The organism is Algibacillus agarilyticus, from assembly GCF_003286125.1.
Classification (GTDB): domain Bacteria; phylum Pseudomonadota; class Gammaproteobacteria; order Enterobacterales; family Alteromonadaceae; genus Algibacillus; species Algibacillus agarilyticus.
Genome location: NZ_QMED01000005.1, coordinates 19,514 through 42,132 on the forward strand (window position 1 = coordinate 19,514; position 22,619 = coordinate 42,132).

17 protein-coding genes are annotated in these 22,619 nt (G+C 39.7%); 6 read left to right on the forward strand and 11 right to left on the reverse strand.

Annotated features, from left to right (window positions below; translation table 11 throughout):
* Positions 1 to 33: 33 nt before the first annotated feature.
* Entirely contained in the window at positions 34 to 243 is a 210-nt protein-coding gene (locus DPX34_RS05980) for a cold-shock protein (RefSeq protein ID WP_111977508.1), read from the reverse strand.
* 301 nt (positions 244 to 544) lie between these two features.
* On the reverse strand, positions 545 to 1,498 hold the full coding sequence (locus DPX34_RS05985) for a DUF1186 domain-containing protein (protein ID WP_111977509.1): 954 nt from the start codon (positions 1,496 to 1,498) through the stop codon (positions 545 to 547).
* Between the two features lie 252 nt (positions 1,499 to 1,750).
* On the opposite strand from DPX34_RS05985, the gene DPX34_RS05990 reads away from it, so the two are divergent.
* Positions 1,751 to 2,326, forward strand: a complete 576-nt coding sequence (locus DPX34_RS05990; RefSeq protein WP_111977510.1) for a helix-turn-helix domain-containing protein — start codon at positions 1,751 to 1,753, stop codon at positions 2,324 to 2,326.
* 93 nt (positions 2,327 to 2,419) lie between these two features.
* A complete protein-coding gene (locus DPX34_RS05995; protein ID WP_111977511.1) occupies positions 2,420 to 2,848 on the forward strand; it encodes a DUF4396 domain-containing protein in 429 nt (142 codons plus the stop codon).
* 119 nt (positions 2,849 to 2,967) lie between these two features.
* Here DPX34_RS05995 and DPX34_RS06000 read toward each other — a convergent pair whose 3' ends face one another.
* The 6 genes from DPX34_RS06000 to DPX34_RS06025 form a co-directional block, all read right to left on the reverse strand.
* Positions 2,968 to 6,123 (reverse strand): CusA/CzcA family heavy metal efflux RND transporter, encoded by a 3,156-nt coding sequence (locus tag DPX34_RS06000; protein ID WP_111977512.1) that lies wholly within the window; start codon positions 6,121 to 6,123, stop codon positions 2,968 to 2,970.
* 11 nt (positions 6,124 to 6,134) lie between these two features.
* A complete protein-coding gene (locus DPX34_RS06005; RefSeq protein ID WP_232824671.1) occupies positions 6,135 to 7,370 on the reverse strand; it encodes an efflux RND transporter periplasmic adaptor subunit in 1,236 nt (411 codons plus the stop codon).
* Between the two features lie 96 nt (positions 7,371 to 7,466).
* Positions 7,467 to 7,820, reverse strand: a complete 354-nt coding sequence (locus DPX34_RS06010; protein WP_111977615.1) for a hypothetical protein — start codon at positions 7,818 to 7,820, stop codon at positions 7,467 to 7,469.
* A gap of 74 nt (positions 7,821 to 7,894) precedes the next feature.
* Entirely contained in the window at positions 7,895 to 8,788 is an 894-nt protein-coding gene (locus DPX34_RS06015; RefSeq protein ID WP_111977513.1) for a cation diffusion facilitator family transporter, read from the reverse strand.
* A gap of 27 nt (positions 8,789 to 8,815) precedes the next feature.
* A complete protein-coding gene (locus DPX34_RS06020; RefSeq protein ID WP_111977514.1) occupies positions 8,816 to 9,520 on the reverse strand; it encodes a transglutaminase-like domain-containing protein in 705 nt (234 codons plus the stop codon).
* A gap of 10 nt (positions 9,521 to 9,530) precedes the next feature.
* Positions 9,531 to 10,184 carry a cation efflux transmembrane domain-containing protein gene (locus DPX34_RS06025; protein WP_111977515.1) on the reverse strand — a complete coding sequence of 218 codons (654 nt, stop codon included), beginning with the start codon at positions 10,182 to 10,184 and terminating at the stop codon, positions 9,531 to 9,533.
* Between the two features lie 78 nt (positions 10,185 to 10,262).
* On the opposite strand from DPX34_RS06025, the gene DPX34_RS06030 reads away from it, so the two are divergent.
* From DPX34_RS06030 to DPX34_RS06045, 4 genes are all read left to right on the forward strand, one after another.
* Entirely contained in the window at positions 10,263 to 10,652 is a 390-nt protein-coding gene (locus tag DPX34_RS06030) for a Cd(II)/Pb(II)-responsive transcriptional regulator (protein ID WP_111977516.1), read from the forward strand.
* Positions 10,653 to 11,466: 814 nt separating this feature from the next.
* The gene (locus DPX34_RS06035) at positions 11,467 to 15,483 is read left to right on the forward strand and encodes a glycoside hydrolase family 9 protein (protein WP_111977517.1); all 4,017 of its coding nucleotides are present in this window, start codon (positions 11,467 to 11,469) and stop codon (positions 15,481 to 15,483) included.
* Between the two features lie 517 nt (positions 15,484 to 16,000).
* The gene (locus tag DPX34_RS06040) at positions 16,001 to 16,588 is read left to right on the forward strand and encodes a hypothetical protein (RefSeq protein ID WP_111977518.1); all 588 of its coding nucleotides are present in this window, start codon (positions 16,001 to 16,003) and stop codon (positions 16,586 to 16,588) included.
* A gap of 50 nt (positions 16,589 to 16,638) precedes the next feature.
* Positions 16,639 to 16,857, forward strand: a complete 219-nt coding sequence (locus DPX34_RS06045) for a hypothetical protein (protein WP_111977519.1) — start codon at positions 16,639 to 16,641, stop codon at positions 16,855 to 16,857.
* A 532-nt stretch (positions 16,858 to 17,389) separates the two neighbouring features.
* On the opposite strand, the gene DPX34_RS06050 is transcribed toward DPX34_RS06045, so the two are convergent.
* From DPX34_RS06050 to DPX34_RS06060, 3 genes are all read right to left on the reverse strand, one after another.
* The gene (locus tag DPX34_RS06050; RefSeq protein ID WP_232824672.1) at positions 17,390 to 18,658 is read right to left on the reverse strand and encodes a glycoside hydrolase family 117 protein; all 1,269 of its coding nucleotides are present in this window, start codon (positions 18,656 to 18,658) and stop codon (positions 17,390 to 17,392) included.
* A 116-nt stretch (positions 18,659 to 18,774) separates the two neighbouring features.
* The gene (locus DPX34_RS06055; protein ID WP_232824673.1) at positions 18,775 to 19,905 is read right to left on the reverse strand and encodes an aldose epimerase family protein; all 1,131 of its coding nucleotides are present in this window, start codon (positions 19,903 to 19,905) and stop codon (positions 18,775 to 18,777) included.
* A 518-nt stretch (positions 19,906 to 20,423) separates the two neighbouring features.
* Positions 20,424 to 22,544: a winged helix-turn-helix domain-containing protein gene (locus DPX34_RS06060; protein WP_111977520.1), complete on the reverse strand. Its 2,121-nt coding sequence runs from the start codon at positions 22,542 to 22,544 to the stop codon at positions 20,424 to 20,426.
* Positions 22,545 to 22,619: the final 75 nt, after the last annotated feature.

The window sequence follows — 22,619 nt, forward strand, 5'->3', positions numbered from 1 at the left end:
ATTAATGCGTTATAAAACGTATTAATTAAAAGCTTAAATACAAACGATGTTTTCAGCTTGTGGACCTTTTTGACCTTGAGTAACAGTAAACTGTACACGTTGGCCTTCAGCTAAAGTTTTGAAACCATCGCTAACGATTGCGCTGAAATGAGCGAAAACGTCTGGACCAGATTCTTGCTCGATAAAACCAAAACCTTTAGACTCATCAAACCATTTTACTGAACCAGTTGTTGAATTAGACATAATATGTATCCTAGAAAATAATAAAAAAAATTGCCTCGAAAATAAGGCGGTTAAGCAGGAAGAAAACGATTATTTAACTAAGGATCACGCGAAGAATTAATACTAACAAAACGGTTGAACATGCAAATAAACAGGCTTTCTCTCAAGCCAGAACCTCACTCTAACAGTATAAAATATGATAGGCAAGGTTTTAAATGGTTAATTTAAAACCAATTGCGATTAATATGGGAGTTGTTTAAAGCAGTAAGCATTTGTTAGGTACTTATTAAGTAATCAGGTTGATTATGTTAAAAATAAACCTTTATAAACAACACTTTTTATATTTTTTACCACTACCGCATGGGCAAGGATCATTCCGCCCTACTTTTTTTGTTTCACTCACCGGCACACTATTAGCCAAAATAAAATCTTCATCGTATATCATATTGGCTAGTAAACCATTATCCGACATAAGATCGGCAAATTCAGATTCATTGGCCAGCGGCTGAATAAAATCACTTTCGGTAGCCACGCTAATAGACCAATTACTTAACGTATCAACCACATTAAATGCCGTTGAGATTAAACCCGACTCGATAACTTTTTTCTCGTTATCATATTGCCATTCTTTTACTTCTTTCGCTGAGAAGCAACCTTCATCAAACACAGACTTATCACACAAGGCAATAAATTCAGCTTTAAATTCATCTAACTGATATTTAACACAAAGATGCGCCAGCGTACTTAATAAAAAACCATGCGTTAAATTTGGAACAACCAGAAAAGCGGCGAGCCAACGTTTTATATGCTCATTCAATACCGACTGAGTAATATCCCCTGCTTCGTATTGGGCAAATACCGCATCAATCGCCGAAGCTTTAACATACATAGCCTCATGATCACCCACGATATAATCCGATAAAGCTTGCGCATCGCCATCAGCCAACATATAAAATATCGAGCCGGTAAGCTCAGTAATGGTATCGCCATAAACAGCTTCAATTGGCGTTAAAAACATATCGCTGCGCGAAAAAATTTTTAAAACGAGTGGAAAAAAGGGCTTATGTTTAACTTCAGCAGCCAGTAATGTTCCGTAAAATAAAACAGACTGCTGATCTTCAGTTAATGACGTATCATCATTAATAAACTCATTTGCAATACGTTCAAACACCGGATAAAAATCAGACCAGTTTTCTTTAGCCGCATTCAATGCGGCACTCGGTAATTCATTGGTGGTAACATCAGAAAGATCATTTAAAATTTGCTCTAAAACCACTTATAGCTCCACTTTAGTCCTCATCATTTGAGGCCAATTAATACAGTTAATATAATATGTACAATTTACTGTATTTAACGATTTTAACCAAATGTAAACGTTAAATATTTCGGTTCACTAAAAGTGATTGTTACTGTATTTTCACTGTTTATCACGGTATAAAACGATCTGATAAACCCCGTGTTGATTATTTATTTTAATGATTAGAATGACTCACTGTTAAATAAAACGATAAGTACGGTTGCTTGATAAATGAAAATTTATATTAAAAATATGGTTTGCGAACGCTGTTGTCTAGCCGTATCTAATATCCTTAAATGTCATGATATAGGCTATGACTCAGTTAAATTAGGTGAAATTGATTTTGCTGGTAAATATGATTCTCAATTACCTGCTGAAACATACAATACCTTGAAGATTCAATTAGAGAATTTAGGCTTTCAAATCCTAAATGATCAAAAAAGCAAATTGATTGAACATGTTAAAATATGTTGTCTTGAATACATCGAGAAGATTGAAAGTTTAGATGGCCAAAAGTTATCTGAATACTTAAGCAAGAACACCCAGCTAGAGTACAACTATGTGAGCAACATTTTTTCTGCGGTTGAAGGAGTGACCATTGAAAAATATTTTATTCGATTACGCATTGAAAAAGTTAAAGAGCTATTAGTTTATGCTGAAATGTCCACTAGCGAAATAGCATTTCACTTAGGCTTTAGTAATGTAGCTCACTTAAGCGCTCAATTTAAAAAACACACCGGGTTAACGCCAGGGCATTTTCGCAGCTTAAAAAATGAAAAATTAAGGAGCCCTCTTGATAAGCTGTAAATTTTATAAAAAACAATAAAAAACATATAACACGTTTTTTCTAAGCGGGTAATAACATACACCAAGTGATTAAAATTTAACTTGGGATAGCTGATGAGCATAACCTGGAAAAATAAAAAAAATTGGATAAAAAGTGCACATAATACTAAATGGTGCCTAATGGGTTGTGCAATCGGTGACTTTGGCACTATTGCTTATTTCCAATTTACACAACATAGTTTATCAACCTTGATAGTTATGCTTTTAGCCATGTTTAACGGTCTAATTACGAGTGTGATTTTTGAAACTATTATTCTTTGTAGAGCAAAATTTAAATTTAGTGAAGCGCTAAAAACAGCACTTGGAATGAGTTTTATCTCGATGCTAGCAATGGAAGTGGCCATGAACCTGACTGACTATATTTTAACGGGTGGAGCCATACTCACCTGGTGGGTAATTCCTATTTCACTGCTTGCTGGTTTTATAACGCCATGGCCCTATAACTATTGGCGATTACAAAAACATGGAAAGTGCTGTCATTAATATTGGCGTTAGATCTGACTAATACCAATCCGTAATAATAAGCATTTTGTGTGCAGGTTTGTTCATTTTGCCAGACGAAGGTTAATCAACAAGGTTTTGCCGATTAACCTCATTTTACTTTAACGAGACAACGCTGCAATTTTCTTCTTTGAAAATCGGCTATATAACACAGGTAATACAAATAAAGTCAGTAGTGTCGCGGTTATCAACCCGCCGACGATCACGCTGGCTAAAGGCCTTTGTATTTCAGCCCCAACACCATCAGACATAAGCATGGGAATCAGACCTAATGCCGATGTTATTGCGGTCATCAGTACCGGCCTTAATCTTGAAGTTGCGCCTTCAAAAACCGCTTTTGGCGTTTCTAGTCCATCGTTAATGCGTAGATTAATACTTTCAACCATAACAACACCATTTAATACAGCAATACCAAATAAAGTAATAAAGCCGACTGCACTGGGTACTGACAAATATTGGCCAGAAATGTATAAAGAAAAGACACCGCCAATAACCGCGAGTGGCACGTTAACCATGATCAGCATGGCTTGACCAACCGAGCCAAAAGCCAAATACAAGAGTAAAGCAATGAGCACTAATGATAATGGCACCACAATAGCTAAACGATTTTGCGCACGTTGCTGACTTTCAAATTGCCCACCAATCGAAACGGAATACCCCGCTGGTAAGTGAACTTGTTCTGCAATCAGTGCGCTGATGTCGTTTACTACACTGCCCATATCACGATTTTGCACGTTGGCTTGAATAACAACCCTGCGTTGTACATCATCTCTTCTTACTTGTGGAGGACCTGATTCAAAGGAGATGATGGCAACATCACCTAAACGCACCCAAGCGCCAGAAGGTGATTGAAGTCGTATATCTGAAATAGCGCCTTTGCTTTTGCGGTATTCTTTTTCTAATCGAACATAAATATCGTAACGCTCATTGCCGTTGATTATTTGTCCCGCTTTAACACCACCAATACCGTCACGAACAACGTTCATGATATCACTAACCGAAAGACCGAACCGAGAAAGCGCTTGTCTGTCAGGCTTAACAACTAATTGAGATTCACCCGTTATTTGCTCTAAAGCAACATCTCTAGCGCCTTCAACATTTTTTATTACACCTTCTATCTCTCGCCCTTTACTGGCCAACACATCAAGTTCAGGACCAAATAGTTTTATGGCTAATTGAGCTTTGACCCCTGAGAGTAATTCATCAACACGCGTAGCAATGGGTTGTGAAAAGTTTAGGAGTAGCCCCGGAAATTCGTCTAAAGAACGTTCCATTTTAGCTTGTAGATCGTATCGATTACTTGCGCTTGTCCACTCAGATACAGGCTTTAGCCCAATGTAAATTTCAATATTGTTAACTGGCTCTGGATCACCACCAATATCAGGACGGCCAATTCGACTCAGCGCATAGGTAACTTCAGGAAATGCCATCAACTTTTCTTCAAGAATAGGGGCAACCATCAATGCGGTATCTAAACTTGAAGCGGGAGCAAGCGTGACTCTTAAATTGATTGTGCCTTCTTCAAGCTCAGGTACAAACTCGGTGCCTATATAAGTCACAAGCGCAAAGGCAGCAACAACTAATAGTACAGACGCTGAAATAATCGTTTTAGTGTATTTTAGCGCAATTGTTAGTCCTTTTTTATAAAGCGCATCGAGTGGTTTAAGAACAAAACTTTCTTTTTCTTTGATACCCGATTTAAAAAGATAAGTCGCAAGAGCAGGTACAATGAATAAGGCCACAATAATGGCAGAGACTACCGCCAATATGATACTGACAGCCATAGGCTGAAACAATTTAGCTTCAACCCCTTCAAAGCTAAATAAAGGAGCAAACACGACAAGTATGATTGAAGCAGCGAAGAATACCGGACGAGCGACTTCTTTACCGGCCGCCGCAAGGCGCAGTTCAATACCCTGGTTGTCATGAGCAACATTAACATGATCAACATGAACACGATTAAGATGTTTGAACATATTTTCAACCATAACAACAGAGCCATCAACAAGCATACCAATGGCGACAGTAATACCGCCTAGAGACATCAGGTTGGCTGAAATATCCCACCAAGCCATCATCATTAACGCGATGCCAATAGAGATAGGTATTGATATTAATACAAGAAAGGTTGCCCGTAAGTTCATCAAAAAAAGGGCTAGCACAATAGTAATGAAAATAAACGCAAGTAATAAAGCATCAACCACCGTGCTTACTGCTTTTTTAATGAGTTCAGCTTGATCATAAAAAGGTTCAAAGCGAACGCCTTTGGGTAGTGCTTGATTAATTAATGGGATCCTGGCATTGATGCCATCAATTGTCGCTTTGGTATTTGACCCCATGCGCTTTAACACAATGCCAGAGACCACTTCACCTAAGTTTTCAATGCTACCGTTTTGAGCTTTACGCGTCATGGTCACGGCGCCTTGGCGAATTTCATGTCCCATTTCGACTCTAGCGATATCAGCTACCGTAACCACGGTGCCAGCAACCGTTTTTACCGGTACTTGCCTGATATTCCTAATACCCGCAACACCACTTTCAAACCAACCCGTGCCTCTAATAACAAGTTGCTCTTGTCCTCGGTTCATATACCAACCGCCAACATTAGCGTTATTATTTTCGAGTGCGGTAACGATATCGTCTTGCGTTAGGTCATATGCTAACAGCTTAGCAGGATCAACATTAACTTGGTATTGCTTAACATTGCCACCAAACGATAAAACATCGGTCACACCATCTACCGGCATAATGAGTAACTTAACAATCCAGTCGTTCAAGCTTCGCAGTGCCATGGCATCATAACCCGCGTTTTCATCCGAGATCAGTAAGTATTGAAATACTTGACCTAAACCCGATGTGTTGGGTCCCATTTCGGGCGTACCGACGCCTTCAGGTATCAACTCCTTTGCGGCTTGCAGTCGCTCAAATACAAGTTGTCTGGCAAAATAAATGTCGGTGCCCTCTTTGAAAACAATCGTAACCCCAGACAACCCTGTTTTAGAAATAGAACGAACCTGTTCAACATCTGGTAAGGCGTACATCACCGCCTCTATTGGGTAAGTAATTAGCTGTTCAACCTCCTCTGCTGCAAGCCCAGGCGCTTCAGTGTTAATGGCGACTTGCACGTTAGTGACATCAGGAAAAGCATCTAAATTTAATTTAGGAATGACCATTATTGCGCCCACAATAGTTGCGCATAACACAATTAAGATGAGCATTCTGTTCGTAACTGCCCAATCTATTATTTTATTAAACATAGTATTGCTCCCTAATGGTTATGCGGATCGAATCCGCCTTTAGCGATTTCCGAAGCCACAAAAAAAGCGCCTTGAGTTACAATGCGTGTGCCGCTTTCAATGCCTATAATTTCTCGGTAATCACCTAAAGAACGGCCCAACTCGACTTCAACGGCTTGAAATTCCCCGGGATGATCTTCTACAAAAACAACCCAATCACCATCCGCACTGCGCAGCAATGCGTCTTCAGGTACGGCCATGACTTTTTGTTGCGTCGTAAATTGAAAGTAAACTTTAACAAACATGCCTGAATGTAATTTATGATTGCTATTGTCGACAGACAGTCGAATAATTCGGGTACGGGTTTGGGGGTCAATTGTATGGCCTTCTTGAATAACCTTGGCGCGGTATTCTTGGCCATCAAAGCTCACCATAGCTGGTGAGTTTACTGAAAGTTCTAATGGTTTATTGGGAGAAACTTTAGCTTCAACCCAAAGTTGTTTTTCGTCAGCTAATAACATTACGGTATCACCGGCGTTTAAACGTTGCCCTTGAATAAAGTCGTCTTGCAGCACCACACCTTCACGTTGTGCGACTAAAGTGTATTGACCAAAGGCCTTTATATCTTTGTTCGAGATGTCGTTAATCGCTTGTTCGGTGAGCCCTAATGCAATGAGTTTTCCATAGGCCGCACTGTAGGTTGTTTCTGCTTGTAATAAACGGCTTTCGCTCACCGTTTTATTGCCAAGGCGCTTTACTCGATACCATTCTGTAGCTGCGATTAAATAATCAGCTTGAGCTTGCGAAACCGCTTCGCTGAAGAGTGTCACTAGCTTTTGCCCCTTTTCTACAGAGTCTCCTAGTGCAGCATAACGGCTGATAATAACTGACTCAGTGCGCGGCGATACGACATAGCTTTTATAACCATTCACTTTGACTTCACCTGGGGCATACACAGCGCTATATTGAAAGCTTGGCGTGATACTTTCTACATTAATGTTAGCAAGTGACATTTTTTTAGGGCTAAGCGTAATGCTTGCTTCGTGCGCATCCTCATCTATCTTACTGGTTGTTTCAGGCTCTGAATAAACATGACCTTTCGCTGTATGGCGGTTGCTTTGCACACCGTGTTCATGGGCGTGATTTATTGAAGATTGCGAATCTTGTTCTAATGATTGATTTAATCGATTTGCAGAGAGCTTGGTACTCGTCGTAAATAAAATAAATATCGACAGGAGTACACCCGTATTTTTTAAATATATAGACATATGACTTCTTAATTTTATGCAGTAATGAACGACACTTTCATCTTTCGAGTTAAGATAAAAATGCTTGAGATCAAGAGAAATTGAATACGAACAGAATTAAGAAATAGGAGGGCGTAATATAGGGTCTAAAAAGGCTTTTGTGTGAATAAATTGATAAGGCGGATTATTAGCACTTTGTATCTTAGCGTGAATATTCGCGTTTAAGGTGATAACAGAAAACCATGATAAATGGCTTCCGCTACAATGATCACAGTGATGGCAATCGTTTATATCATGTTCATCAGTGTCTTTATCATTAAAATGATTCTGATCATCTTGATGGTTATGTTGTGTTTGTAGGTGCTCAAAATCTACCTGATGATTTTCTGAAGTTGCAGATGCGATCGCAGTTAACGATTGCAAAACAATCGAAACGACCAATAGCATTTTTAAAACAACAGAAAAATTCAAATTAATCCCCGACAAAAATTGGATCCATACCCTAACAAATTATAAATTATTGAGCTACACCTAAACATCTTATTTTACTTATCTCGACAGGTTTCATCAGGAAACTCAAACTCGATCGTCGTATGGGATAAGTGATAGGAAGAAAGCGCCAAAGCCACTCTTTTTTTCAAACTAATAATGCCATCAACGCAAAGGTTATTAACTAATTCTAGATGAACCGTTAATACGTGACTTTCACCATCTAATGACCAAAAATGCAGATGGTGAATATCTCTAATTTCTGGCATTGCTAGCAATTTTTCTTCAATTTGTTTTTGCACCTTTTCATCAGGAGTCGCTTGTAAAAAAAGCACTAAGGTCGATTTTAAATTTTTGAATACATTAAATAATATAAACAGCGTGAATCCAATTGATAATAGAGGATCCAATATCGGTAGCTCAATAAATAGCAACACCACAGAAACAATGAGCACCGCGACCCAACCCAACATATCTTCGAGCAGGTGCCATGTCAGCACTTTTTCATTTAATGTTTTGCCTGCTTTTAATTTAAACACAGCATAGCCGTTTACAGCAACACCAAGCAAAGCAAGCCCTAACATTCCTTCAACAACCGGCATTTCAGGGTTAGATAACCTTGGAATAGCTTCAAACAGCACCCAAATTGAACCAATCACTAATACAATACCGTTTACTAATGCACCAAACAGTGTCAGTCGACGATATCCATAACTAAATTTATCTGATGCGGCTTTATCTGAGAATCGACTCAGAACCCATGCAAAACCGATAGAAAGGCTATCACCTAAATCGTGTACGGCATCGGCCATAATAGCGGTACTGTTGGTTAACCAGCCACCAATCAATTCAATAATAGTAAAGGTTACATTAAGAAAAAAGGCCCACCCCATTCGGTTATTACTTTCATGATGATGGCTGTGATGATGACTGTGATTGTGGTCGTGCATTTGACACCTCCAGCGATATCTTATTTCTTATTTCTTATTTCTTATTTTTACTACGTTTAAATTGATTAAATGACGGATCATACGACGATACAACCAGCGTTTTACCCCTGATAAGTTCGTGCCTTTTTCAAGATAGAATTCGTCAGGTGAATCATAAACACCAAAGTCATCATGAATACCTTCTTTTTGAATATAGGTATCAGCTCCACGCCAATCCGTATCGGGTGATGAAAAACACGTGGTAGCAACACCATAGCCACAAAAATCATTCTTTATTTGGCTGAATTGCTGCTGTAAAGATGTTAAATATTGAGAATCTAAAATGAAACCTTCTAAGTTTATCCAGCGTCCATCATAATAAACTTCAACCCAGCTATGAATAATATATTTTGGGGCTAACCAGAATACATAACTAGGAATTGCCCCTTTTTGCAGTTGTTGGTCAATGGTAAAACCATGGAAACGGCATGGAATGGCTAAGCCCCTCAATAATGCCATTAACAAGTTGCCTTTGGTGTTACATTGTCCGTAACCATCAGCTAACACATCGCTTGCTGAAATATCATCGCTTTGGTTATAGCCAAACACGATTTCATCTTTGACGAATTGATAAGCAGCGCCAATTTTGTCGTACTCATTAAGTTGTTGCCACTTTCTATTTTTGATCAATGCCTGAATTGATGAATGTTCAAAATTTATTATATTGGTCTTTTTTAAGTAGTTGTTATTCATAATATTTCCTTTACTTAGAACAGCAAGAAGTCGACTTTTTATTTAAAGCGTCTTCAGTTTTTTGAGCAATAACAATCTCTTTTTTAGCATCAATTAGGATCCGATAGGCACCTCGCAAAATTAACAGTGAAATGATGCTGCCAATGACAATATCAGGCCAACGTTGTTCGAGTACCATCACGAGTATGCCAGCAATAACGACACCCAGGTTGGCAAGCACATCATTAGCTGAGAATATCCAGCTTGCTCGCATATGTACATCATCACTATTGTGCTTACGAATAAGCAAAAGACAGATTACATTTGCAACTAAAGCGACCATGCCTATGCATATCATAAACCATGAATGTGGCTCGCTTTCACCATATAGCCTTCTTGCAATATCGAGCAGAATTAACACGCCCAGCCCTAATTGGAAATACCCACTTATTAACGCGGCGTTCGCCTTATGCATGATCGATTTACCAACGGCATATAGCGCAATAATATAGACAATAGCATCAGTCAACATATCTAAAGAATCAGCAATTAAAGCCGTTGATTCAGAAAGCCAGCCAACGCTAATTTCAAAAACAAACATGGTGGCATTAATCGCTAAAAGCCAATAAAGCACCGTTTTTTGTTGGTTATCTTTTAATTCAACTTCACACCCACAACCGCTCATTACAATCTTCCATTTAACTTGTATAACTTTACTATAAAATCTATAGTCACTATAGAGTCAAGGTTATTGGAAAATTTTATGAAGATTGGCGAATTATCAAATATATCAACGTGCTCGATACAAACAATACGGTTTTATGAAAAAGAGGGGCTGCTTTCAGAGCCAAAGCGTTCAGAAGGCAATTTTAGATTATATGGCCATAAAGCTTTAAAAGAGCTCGAATTTATAAAACATTGTCGAAGTTTAGATATCCCTCTTGTTGATATTAAGCTTCTTATAGCACTAAAAAACAAACCTGACGAAAGTTGTTCCGATGTTAACGCGCTGATCGAAAAACAACTCGCGTTGGTTAACCAACGAATGAAAGAGTTAATATCACTTAAAAATGAATTACAACAGATGATAAGCACCTGCGGTGCAGATAATACGATAGAAGCCTGCGGAATTATTAAGTCGCTAGATAGTTAAACTATACCCAAGAGATCTCAATATAGTCTTCTCGCTCAGGTTTTATGGTTCATTGTCAGCGCTTACTCTCGACTTTGCTTACATGGATGTAAGAACTTAGGTTTCGTCTGGCACTAGAAACCTGCCCCTAAAACCCGATCGCTTTGACTATAGTTTCCTGCACCTAAATTAATGTCAGTGACCAAAAATAACAAATGTTTTGTTTTACCTAAACATGAATACGCTCGTTTATGACGGCTAGCGAAAAGCGTAAAACTCAACGTTCTGCCATTTTTTTTAAAAAAAATGGCAGAGCTAATTAACGTTATCAGTTAACTATTTATCAATTAATAAGTGTTTTCTTAACCCCCTTAAAAACCTTGTAAACACTCGCTTTAGTTTATTTTTACGTTTTATTTAGAGCTTTTTTTGGCCTTACCATTGTTAACAAAAAGTTGAATAAAGCAATAATTGATAAAGCTATAGGGTGGTAAGTCCAATTATCTTGTGCTAATTTTATTTTGTCGAGTGAAAAACAAACCTCGATAGGCGTAATTACAAACCAAAACAGTTGTTTTTAGAAGCAATGCAACAACCAGGAATGTAAGCGCTTACACGAAGTGGGTTATCAAAATAAAAAATACAGATAAGGCCATTTCAAATTAAAACCACATTACAAACCGACCCGTCGGTGCGTAAAAATAAAAATCAGCATGATAAATAAAGATTATACAGCACGTTATTGGCAAGTGACCTCGCAGAAATGTAAGCGATTACATTTGTGCCAGCACGGTTGTGTTTAATTTAATAAATGATGCGAAAATAAGGTTTTCTTATGACCAAGTACACTAAAAAACAATTTCAACTTTACTTACCGCTGGTATTAACCGCGGGGTTATCGGTGGTATCGCCAATATCAACCGCTGAGGTAAAGCCAATAAATAAAGTAAGAGTAAATCAGCACGGGTATTTACCCGGTCAACCTAAACACGCGGTTTATGTTGGGGCTGCCGGCACTCAATGGCAACTTAAAAACAGCGCGGGCACAACCGTAGCCTCTGGGGTAACCACCCCCTATGGTAACGATAATGCGTCAGGCGATACAGTTTCTCATATTGATTTCTCAAACGTGTCGACTATCGGCAATGGCTTTTATATTAATGCGGGAGCAGGCTCAAGCTATCCTTTTAAGATAAGTGATTACACCTATACCTACATGAAAGAAGACGCCATGATGTATTTTTATCATCAGCGCTTTGGCCATGCTGTTGATGCACAATACGTAGGGGAAGAGTTTGCACGCCCAGCGGGACACTTTGATACTAACCTCGTTTGTGACGACGACCTCGCGGCTGATTGGCCAGCAAGTTCACAATGCAACTACAGTTTAGATGTAAGAGGTGGCCACCAAGACGCCGGTGATTATGGTGGCTACGTTGTTAATGGTGGGTACTATAATTGGCTTTTACAATATATGTATGAAGCAAACAACAATGTCTATGTTGATGGTTCATTACGCATACCTGAAAATTCAAATGGCATTCCAGATATCTTAGATGAAGCGCGCATCGAGCTCGATTTCATCATGCGCATGCAAGTTCCGCAAAGTAAATCCCCTTATCCAGGCATGATACATCACAAAAAATCATACCAGGCTTGGGCTCCATTTCCGCTTGCTCCGGCTGACGATAATGGTATTTATTGGGGTGGTGAACAAGCAAAACGCACGATCAAGCCCGTATCAACATCCGCCACGTTAAACGGTGCAGCCGTAATGGCTCAAGCCGCTCGGTTGTGGCAATCATTTCCTAATGCCCTGCCCTTTGATGATCAAACAGAACCTTACCATGCAACGTTAATTAAAAATGCTGAAATAGCGTGGGATGCAGCCGTCGCCAATCCAGATTTATATGCATCAACCGATGCCTCTAAAGGCAGTGGTCCTTATAACGATACAAACCTAGCAGACGAATTTTATTGGGCCGCCGTTGAGCTTTACTTAACCACCCAAAAAGTAAAATACAAAGACTTTTTTGTGAGTAGCCCACTCTTTGCTAAATACCGTTCATTTGATTGGCAAGAAGTGCAAGTCGCGGGCAATTTGTCATTACTGTTGCATAAGCAAAACAATGGCTTAACGGCAACACAAAATGCGCAACTTGAAAATAATTTAAAAACACTGACCGATGGCTTTATATCAACCATCAACACTGAAGGTTACATGAGCCCTTATGCGCCCAAAGCAAGCTCACCTTCAGGCGGTTCTTGCAGTGGCAGTTATAGTTACCAATGGGGATCAACCGGCTCATTTGTACTCAGCCATGCGGTGCAGTTAACCGCCGCACATCGAGCCTTAGGTGATAAAAAATATCTTGATGCAATAACCCGCACGATGGACCATGTTTTGGGCGTAAATGCCTTAGATAGAGCCTACATGACAGGTTATGGTGAAAACCCAACCACAGAACCTCATCACCGCTTTTGGTTAAAAGCAAAAGGAAACCCAGTAACAGAGCCCGGTGCTGCAGTATCGGTTCCTTACCCTGCAGCCATGGCAGGCGGGCCACAAAATGACTTTGTTGAAGATGGCACCAGCGGGCCAGAAACAAATGGCACGCCTTGCGCAGCCCCAGCAAAATCGTACGCTGATCATTGGAACAACTACTCATCCAATGAAATCACGGTTAATTGGAATGCAAACCTAGCCGCAGTTGTATCGTATATTGAAGAGCAAATACCCGCCCCTGCCGATACGCTAGCGCCATCTAAACCAGCTAACGTGCAAGCTGTTGCCACGAGTGGTTCTTCAATTGAAATAAACTGGCCAACCGTCATCGATAACGCGCAAGTGCGTGAATATCTCATTTATATGAAGCCTAACAACGGTGATTATCAGCTCTATGCAACCACCCTTTTTAATACATGGTCATTTGTACCTTTGGCACCTGAAACTGAATATTGTTTTCAAATTGTCGCTAAAGACTTTAACGGTTTAGCATCAGCTAAATCAGACGAAGTATGTGAAACAACGTTAGCCGCAACAGCCTACGAAATATATTATCAGCCTGATAATACGGCCATGAGCGACTACGTGGGCACCGGCGCTATCAATCAACCCGAAGCACCGACCACAATACTCGGTAATGGTTGGTATCATTACGCATTCCATCAAGATCCCTCATACGATTTCCATTTTAGTATGCCTAACTACGGTAGCCCAGAAAGGTTCTCGCCAGACGGCAGTGGTTCAAATTGGCGTATACAAGCATCTGCTTTTAGTGATGAAGGAACGATTTGGTTAACCGCTGATAAAGTATTTCATAATGCGCCTCCTAGTTTAACTCCCCTTTCTGAAGGTGGCGAAACCGGTGGCGGCGAAACAGGCGGCGGCGAAACCGGCGGCGGCGAAACCGGCGGTGGTGAAACCGGCGGTGGTGAAACAGGCGGCGGCGAAACCGGCGGTGGTGAAACCGGCGGTGGTGAAACTGGCGGCGGTGAAACTGGCGGCGGTGAAACCGGTGGTGGCGAAACCGGTGGTGGCGAAACCGGCGGCGGCGAAACCGGTGGTGGTGAAACAGGTGGTGGTGAAACAGGCGGCGGTGAAACTGGCGGCGGTGAAACTGGCGGCGGCGAAACTGGCGGCGGTGAAACAGGCGGTGGTGAAACAGGCGGCGAAACCGGTGGCGAAACAGCAAATCGTATTTATGAAAACGGCTTCGAGACCATGAGCTTAGGGCTTGCAAATGATAGAGCAGTAAAACAAGCTTGGGCAACACGCTATGCCAAAGGCCCAGATGAAGGCCGATTAACCATCACAACAAACGGTTATGTAGGTCAAGGCGGACGCGTTAAATACCCTGCCGGTGGTAACACAACCAGTCATAGTGGTGCCCATTGGGAAACAGACATTAACGTATCGGCAGAGAATTTATACCTCGCTTATTGGATAAAGTTAGATTCAAATTTTCAATGCGTTAAAGGCGGTAAACTCCCCGGTTTAGCGGGTTCAGAAAGCTTTCCATACGGCGATAACGACTGGACAGCCCGCTTAATGTGGCGAGAAGATTGTAAACTAGAATGGTATTTACACGATTTTGGCATGAACACACCACAAGGAACAGAACCCTATCGCGTACTTTGGGATGATTTTGGTACACATGCCCAACTCATACCCGGCCAATGGCACCATATTGAGCTACGCGTAAAACTCAATACGCCAGGTGAGTTAAATGGCCGATTACAAGGATGGCTAGACGGCGAACTCGTATCAGATGACTGGGAAAACTCAGGTATTAGAGCCGCAGGTAACAACACCGTTAAAATAAATCAATTACTGTTCTCAACCTTCTTTGGTGGCTCAAGTGCTCCGGCATCGCAGTGGCAACCAACACAAGATGTATATGCCACCTTTGATGAGTTCAGTGTGTCGACTTCACGCATTGGCGTTAACTCAACCACCGAAAATGGCACAACAGACGATACCAATACAGGCTCAAATGAGACTAACAACGGTGATAACACAGATAACGGCACAAATAACGAAGAAACCGAAACGAACAACGGCAATGCCTGTATACAATACACAGGTAAAGGCCTTGATGAGCTAACACTCAACGAGGCGCATTGCGTAAAAGTGGCAGACGGACTCTTAAATAAAGAAATCTCAATAGCCGACAGTGATGAAAATTCTTCATGCGACATCAGAGGTTCGGCCCATTCAGCAGACGGAACGGGCGCTAGAATTATTGATGGTAACTGGGAAAAAATAAGTGGCGGTTGGACAGGTACTATCATTAACTTTGATATATCGAATGATTGCCCATATTTAAAGTTACGCGTTAGACCGCTTTAAATGATCAATTAACATAAAGCGTTTAATTAATCACAATAACCAATGCCGTTTGTTACAACAAACGGCATTTTTTTACTAACAACCCAATAAAAAATTAAACCCTTCACCCCGTGCAACGACACTATGCCTAATAACAAATGGCATAAAGGGCACAGTTAGCTTGCTTGATTTTTGTTGGATTTCGCACCTCAACCAAACCGACCAACGGGTCGATAACCTAAAGTAGGTTGGCGCTAAGGAACGAAGCCCAACGTCACGCATAAATTCCGGAGATCAGGTCTTTATTATTGATTTTTAGTTTGTCGCAGGTTTATAAAAGTTTACCTAAGTAAGGTCATTCTACAAACAAGCCCGTATGGCGATCAATAATCAAATGGCTGGGCGAATAATATCGAACAACCTTGTTAAAATCAGTGATTAAAAGCGGTGGCGGCCCTTTTAATTTAGGCGGTATTATTAAGCAGCAAATGTACTTTTGAACTATGGTTAGTTATAACGTAAATCATAGGCATCAAGCATGAAAAAGCGATGGATTTTAGCTCTTTCTCTGTTCTGCCCTTGGGCATTAAGTAACACCCTTTATACGATACAAGCCAGCTTTGATGTTGAAACCACCACAACCTACGAATACCAAGTTTTAAAACTCGCTTTAAAAAATACAACAGATGAATATGGTCAATTTCAACTCAATGTAACCCCAACCCCTGTGCCAACCACACGGTATTTAATCGAAGCGAATTCAGATAATATTCATAATTTTATTTTTGTCGATTCTGTCAATAAAGAAAAATTAGCCGAGCTAGCTTATGCTAAATTTCCTGTATTGCTGGGTATCATCGGTTATCGCGTGTCATTAGTCTCTCAAGATTTAAAACAACGAGGTTATACCATTGCCAATAAAGCCGATCTCATGAACATAGCTATGGTGCAAGGTAAAGGTTGGTTAGATGGTGATATTTTAACTGACAACGGGTTTACATTGCATACCGGTAAAAATACCGAAGGGTTGTTTTATATGGTTGCCAATGAAAGAGCCCATTTTTTCCCAATTGGAGCAAATCAAATTGATTCAGCGTTAAACACTTTAGCCATGTGCCCGGTTTAGCTATCGACGATCAAGTTGTAATTTATTATCCGCTGCCTCGGTATTTCTTTATGAATAAAGACAAAAAAAAGGAAATGGCTCGTATCGAAAAAGGCTTAATTGCTGCTTATAAGGATGGCAGTCTCATTAAACTTTGGCATAAACATTTTGACGCGCCTTTAGCGAAAATCCACTTAAAACAACGTACGCTGTATAAATTCAAAAATAAATTTATTGAAGGTATCGATCCATCGTATGAGCAATATATTTACAACCCTTATTTAGAGTAAAAATGCGTCCAAAGTAATAATCAGTGACAACGTTTAAAACGAATTTTTTATTAAAAATTAAAACCACGTCCTTTGGGCGTGGATATTTACTTCTCTACCCAATCAAAACGTCTAATCTTTAGCGGCCTATTATTAGCTAACGTGAATATAGTCTTCTCGCTCAGGTTTTATGGTTCATTGTCAGCGCTTACTCTCGACTTTGGCTCCTGCGTCGTTCTAACACCTAAATCCATTTAGGCGGCCCCAATCACATAATAGAGCATATGCTCATGGGGTCTCGAAGCTTGCCTGCATGGATGCAGGTAAGGGGCGAGAGCAGGACGCGGTAGCTTTGACGGCTTTGCTTACATGGATGTAAGTACTTCGGTTTCGTCTGGAGCGAGAAACCAGCCCCTAAAACCCGATCGCTTTGACTATAAAGCGCATATCTATTTCTTGTTGGTCATTATCATAAACGGATCGCGATAGTCGTATGCAGCGTAATAAAATCACGCCGCTGATATAAGGAATACGGTATTGAGTTGTTTAAACCTTATTCATTTACTTGTTTGACTAATTTTTTATTTTCTTGTTGAATGCGCTTACGTTGCGCTTCAGACAAACCGTATTGATAGTGTTGAGCCGGGGTATATTTTATAAAATGATTTTTCATATTGGGATCATGAACATCTCGACTCAGATCAGCATCAAATCGAGTTAATACCGAGTGATTCGCCTTCCAGTTTACCGCCGCATTAGTAAAATGCGAAATGCCCCACGTTATGCCCCTGCCATCTTTTGTATCGGTAAATGCATCGGGTACATAAGGCCCTGCGGCTACCGGCATCATTTCAACATGAGCTTGAACATCAAAATTAACCCAGTCTTGCGCATATTGTATGGTGTTTTTTTCAGTACCATCTTTAATAACAAAAGCGGCAACCCCTTCTTTAAAAGGAAAAAGTGTCGTTTCATGCCCTGAATTAATTACCGGATTTAACGGGTGTTTAACAAAAGGACCAAACGGGTTATCCGCAATGGCTAACCCTTGCATTCTGACAATTGAAGGTTGAATATTTTTACGTTGATCAAAATCAGATTTGTAGTAGATATAAATTTTACCATTATGCACCAGCGGGTAAGGATCATGTACCGAGTATTGATCCCATTCACCAGGCTTTCCATTGTCGATAATCACTTTATTGTAAGGCGTCCACGGGCCATCGGGGCTATCAGCATAAGAAAGCGCAACCGGGCAATCATCGCCTCTTAGGCCGCTAATTTCACTAAACGCTTGGTAATATAAATAATATTTACCTTGCCACTTTAAAATATCCGTTGTCGTTACCGCACGCCAACCTAACGCCGGCTTAGCTTGACGAGGCACGGCAACACCTTGCTCTTGCCAAGTAAAACCATCAACCGAAGTGGCATACCATATTTCGCCTAAATCCCAATCACTTGATGCAATGGTTGCTGTCGCTTTTCTCGCATCACCAATAGGAGGTGTCTTAGTATGTCGGTATGTGTACCAAACATAATATTGGCCATTTTCAAAAATAACCTTTGAGGGATCACGACGTGAAATAGTACCGTCACCATCGTTGTAGTTAAAACCTTTTAATTTTGTATATTTAAACTGACTATACAACTCGTTAGATTCAGGTCTAATGGAATTATATTGGGTGTAATTACGCTTAATTGCACGGCTTAAAGGTTGGTTTGGGGCTTGCTCGGGGATCAAAAAAGGAAACGCAGGTTGAGCCTGCGAAGAACCCACTAACAACCCTAACATAGAGAGCATCACAACAATTTTACGCATGAGATTAACCTTGCTTATTATTCATATAAAAACAGGCTCATTGCCGAGCCAAATTACTTTAAAGCGGCTTGGGCATTGCCCAATTAACTTGGGTATAAGCTACTTATACCCAATAATTACCAGCTAAATTCAAACACCGTGGTTTCGTCATAAACGTGTCCCGGCTCTAAATACGTTCGCGGCGAACCCTTAATATTAGGTCCATTGGGGTATTTCGATGTTTCAAAACAAAACGCTTTAAACTGACCATATTGCAAACCGTCTTCACGGGCTAATTTGTCTGAGGTATAACGGCCTGTATACAACAATGCCCCAGGCTCGGTTGTTGATACCACTAATTGTCGACCCGACTGTAGATCGCGAATCGTCGCAACTTGATTAAGCGTTGCGTTAGGGTTATCAAAAACATAATAATGCTCAAACCCCATTTTTAACGTTTTGAAGGCGTTTGCGAGTAATTTACTTTGGTTAAAATCGGCAGCGGTACCTTGCACTTTGGTTAACTTACCATCGGGTATATGGGTATTGTCGGGCGTTAAATAAGAGTCACTATTTATTTGCACATGATGGTTAAGCACATTTTCAGTAAAACCATTCAAATTAAAATATGCATGGTGTGTTAATGAAAGCGGCGTTTTTTTATTAGTACTGGCCAAGTAACGAATTTTAATTTGATTTTGATTGGTTAATCGATATTCAACATCTAATTTAAGTTCACCTGGGTAACCCTCTTCACCGTCTTTGCTTATTATTGCCAAGATTAACACGGCGGCATCTGGCTCTTGATAGGCTTTTTTAACTTGCCAAATACGCTTATCAAAACCTAATTGGCCACCATGTAAATGATGGGGTGGCATATTTTGCGATAATTGATGCGTTTTACCATCGAGTTCAAATTGACCATTTTTTAAAACGGAAGCATATCGACCCACAATACCCCCAAAGTAAGGATTATTGCTTTGATATTCCTCACTCAAATAGCTCGAGAATTGATTAAATCCGGCGGTAATCTCGGCTGTTTTGCCATGTTTATCGGGCACCATTAGCGAGGTCATCGTTGCCCCATAATTAGTGATTTTTACCTGCATGCCATGTTTGTTTTTTAGGGTAAACAACGTAACCGGTTGCCCTTGGTGTTGTGCAAAATGTTCACTTTGAATTGAGACCGCATAAGCACAATTACTTACAAGCCCCAAGGCTAAAATAAAGAGTGGCATCATCGCTTTAACAAACCATATTTTTATCATTTAAAATTCCAAAATAGTTTTTTGATTTATTGCGAATTAAATATAAAGCAATACACTTAAATGTAAATACTGGTTAACAATTAATTAGATATTGTTAACCATTTTGTAAAATATCAAATATTTGAAAGACATGCATATCCCTGACAGGGTAATAATCAAAAGTAGGTTAGCGCGGTGGAACGAAGGCCAACATCACGCCTACAAATCGAGAAGAACAGGAATATCTAAACTCATGATATTACTGTTTTTTTAGGCGAGTTTTCATCGCCATTCTATTGTTTTAGTAGGGTATGGTGAACTTGCGAATCGCGCGATTTTACTTTGTTTGCATACAGTGAACGTAAGTACTTAGGATTTGTCGGGAGCAAAATTCTGTTTATTAATTTAAAAGGGAATACCATTCCTGCATTAATACGCCTAGAATTAAAATCGCTTAAGGGCTCTGAACGAGCACCTTGAAGTGACTTGGATATAGCAGCTAGCGCCTGTTTAATAAAAAGTGTTTAATTTAAGCTTGGTTAGTGCGTGTTCTCGAGTGAGATGATGTTTTTTTCTTTAATACTATTTTGATTACTGAGAGCACCATAGTGTGGATGAATGGATGAAATCCAACCTTTAATTTGCGGTGCTTGTAGATAAATAGAATGTTTTTGCAGATTAAAATTAACATAAAACCATTGAGCTTGAGCGCTGTCTTCTGGTGAATAGTAAATACCTTGATCATCAAATGAAAATAAAGTCGAGTTTTTAGGAATATCCTCATTTATTTTTACGGCTTCGATGTTATCTAAGTTTATTTGCCATACACCTTGCTCATCCTGCTTTTGAAAGTAAGTTTTCCCACCTTGACCCCATGCCCAGACTAAATTATCTATAATTTTTTTATCCGTTAATGTATTCCCTAGCGGCCGTTGCCAAAGTGATTTAATGTCGTTTTCGATTTTAATATACGTTAAGGTATTTCGTTCAGCTGAGAATGAAATAGGGTAATGATTCGGTGAGTTTTCAAGTAATGTTTCACTTTGGGTTAATAATGAAAATAAACTTGAATGGCTCGAAAATTTGACGAGTAAATGATCCTGACCTTGTGCCCAGTTTATATTTTCAATTTTCCTATCATCTTCATAATGACTGAGTTGTTGCTCTGATCCTTGGGTGTTTTGCCAAATTTGATCACTGCCACTTCTATTTGATACAAATACAAAGCTGTTTCCTTTGTGAGTAAATATCCCATTGCGATCTGTGTATGTACTTCTAGTGAGCTGTTCATCTTTATTCGGTGGGTTAATGCGCCAAATATCATAATTTTCTTTTTCTTGCGTGATATAAATTTTTGATGCATCCGTACTAAACCGTGGACGGTGTAAGCTATTTTCGGTTAAGTAATGAATGGTTTGTTCTTCGCCTTTTAACGAGTATAGGCTCATTTTATTATTCGTTAGCAATAATAAATGTTCATTATTTGGATGCCAGCTTAAATCGGTAATGTGAGAGTCGATTTGCCACTCATAGTTAATAACTTCTGATGAAGGGTCTGTCACGTTTACGATTTGGATAGTTGTATTATGCGTATCAATAATAGCGCGCGCTAAAATGTTGCCTTTTTGCTGCACAAATTTCACATTTTCTGTATTGGGTAAGGCTGCCAATGTATTTTGGCTGATATCAAATTGGAATAACTGATATGAATGGCTTTGCTTTTTAGCGGCTAGTAACAAAAGATGTTCGTTTTGCCAGGTTATGCTTGATAAGTCATAAGGCGAAAAAGGTAAATTATGGGCTTTATGTTTACTAAGCTGTGTTACAAAGTCGAACTCAAAAATAGATAATTCTGTTTCTTGATTATTGGCTTTTGATATAGCGAGACTTCTTCCATCGGGGGACCAGTTCAAATGGTTCCAAGGGTGTTCACTTTCGGTGATGATCCACTCTTCCCGTTGGGCATTAACAATCACTAATTGATACACGAATTGTTTCTTTTTTACATAAGCAATATGACTACCGTTAGGGTTGGGTTCAGCATAATACTCATAACCATCTGCTGAAGTTAAGGGTGTTATTTTATTGAATAGCAAGGGAGAGTTTTGTTGAAGCGATATTATAAACTGACTAATAAAAGCCACAACTGTCATTATGGCTAAACAAGTCCCTATAATCATTTTAATATTGACTAAACGGGGCTTACTCAAGGTATTAATCTGAGCAGGGGCGTTACTTATTATTACGTCACTGATTAAGGTATCTCTCGTTTCAGAATCTCTCGTTTCAGAATCACTTGGGTATAACCCTTTTTCTACTTGAGTTGTATCATTTTTTAAAATGGGCGGGTGTAATAGTTGATAGCCTTTTTTAGAGTAATTAGCGATGTAAGGCTCTGCATTTTGTTCAGTTTTAAATACTTTTCGTAAAATAGAAATGCAACGCTGCGCAGACTGATTTGAGACAATGGTTCCTTGCCAAACATGAAGAATTAACTCGTCAACACTAACTACTTTTTCATGATTTTGCGCTAAATAACAGAGCACCGCCATCACTTTAGGTTCTAACTTTATCGTTTCATTAGCGTACATTATTCTGTTTTGACGGGGTAAGATGTGAAACTCACCAAGTGTAAATTCCGTATCAAGCGTTAATGCCATTAATGAGAACCTTATTTTATTGATCGGACAAGCAAGTTAAAGCACTGAACATGCATTCATACAGTAAAAATTTAT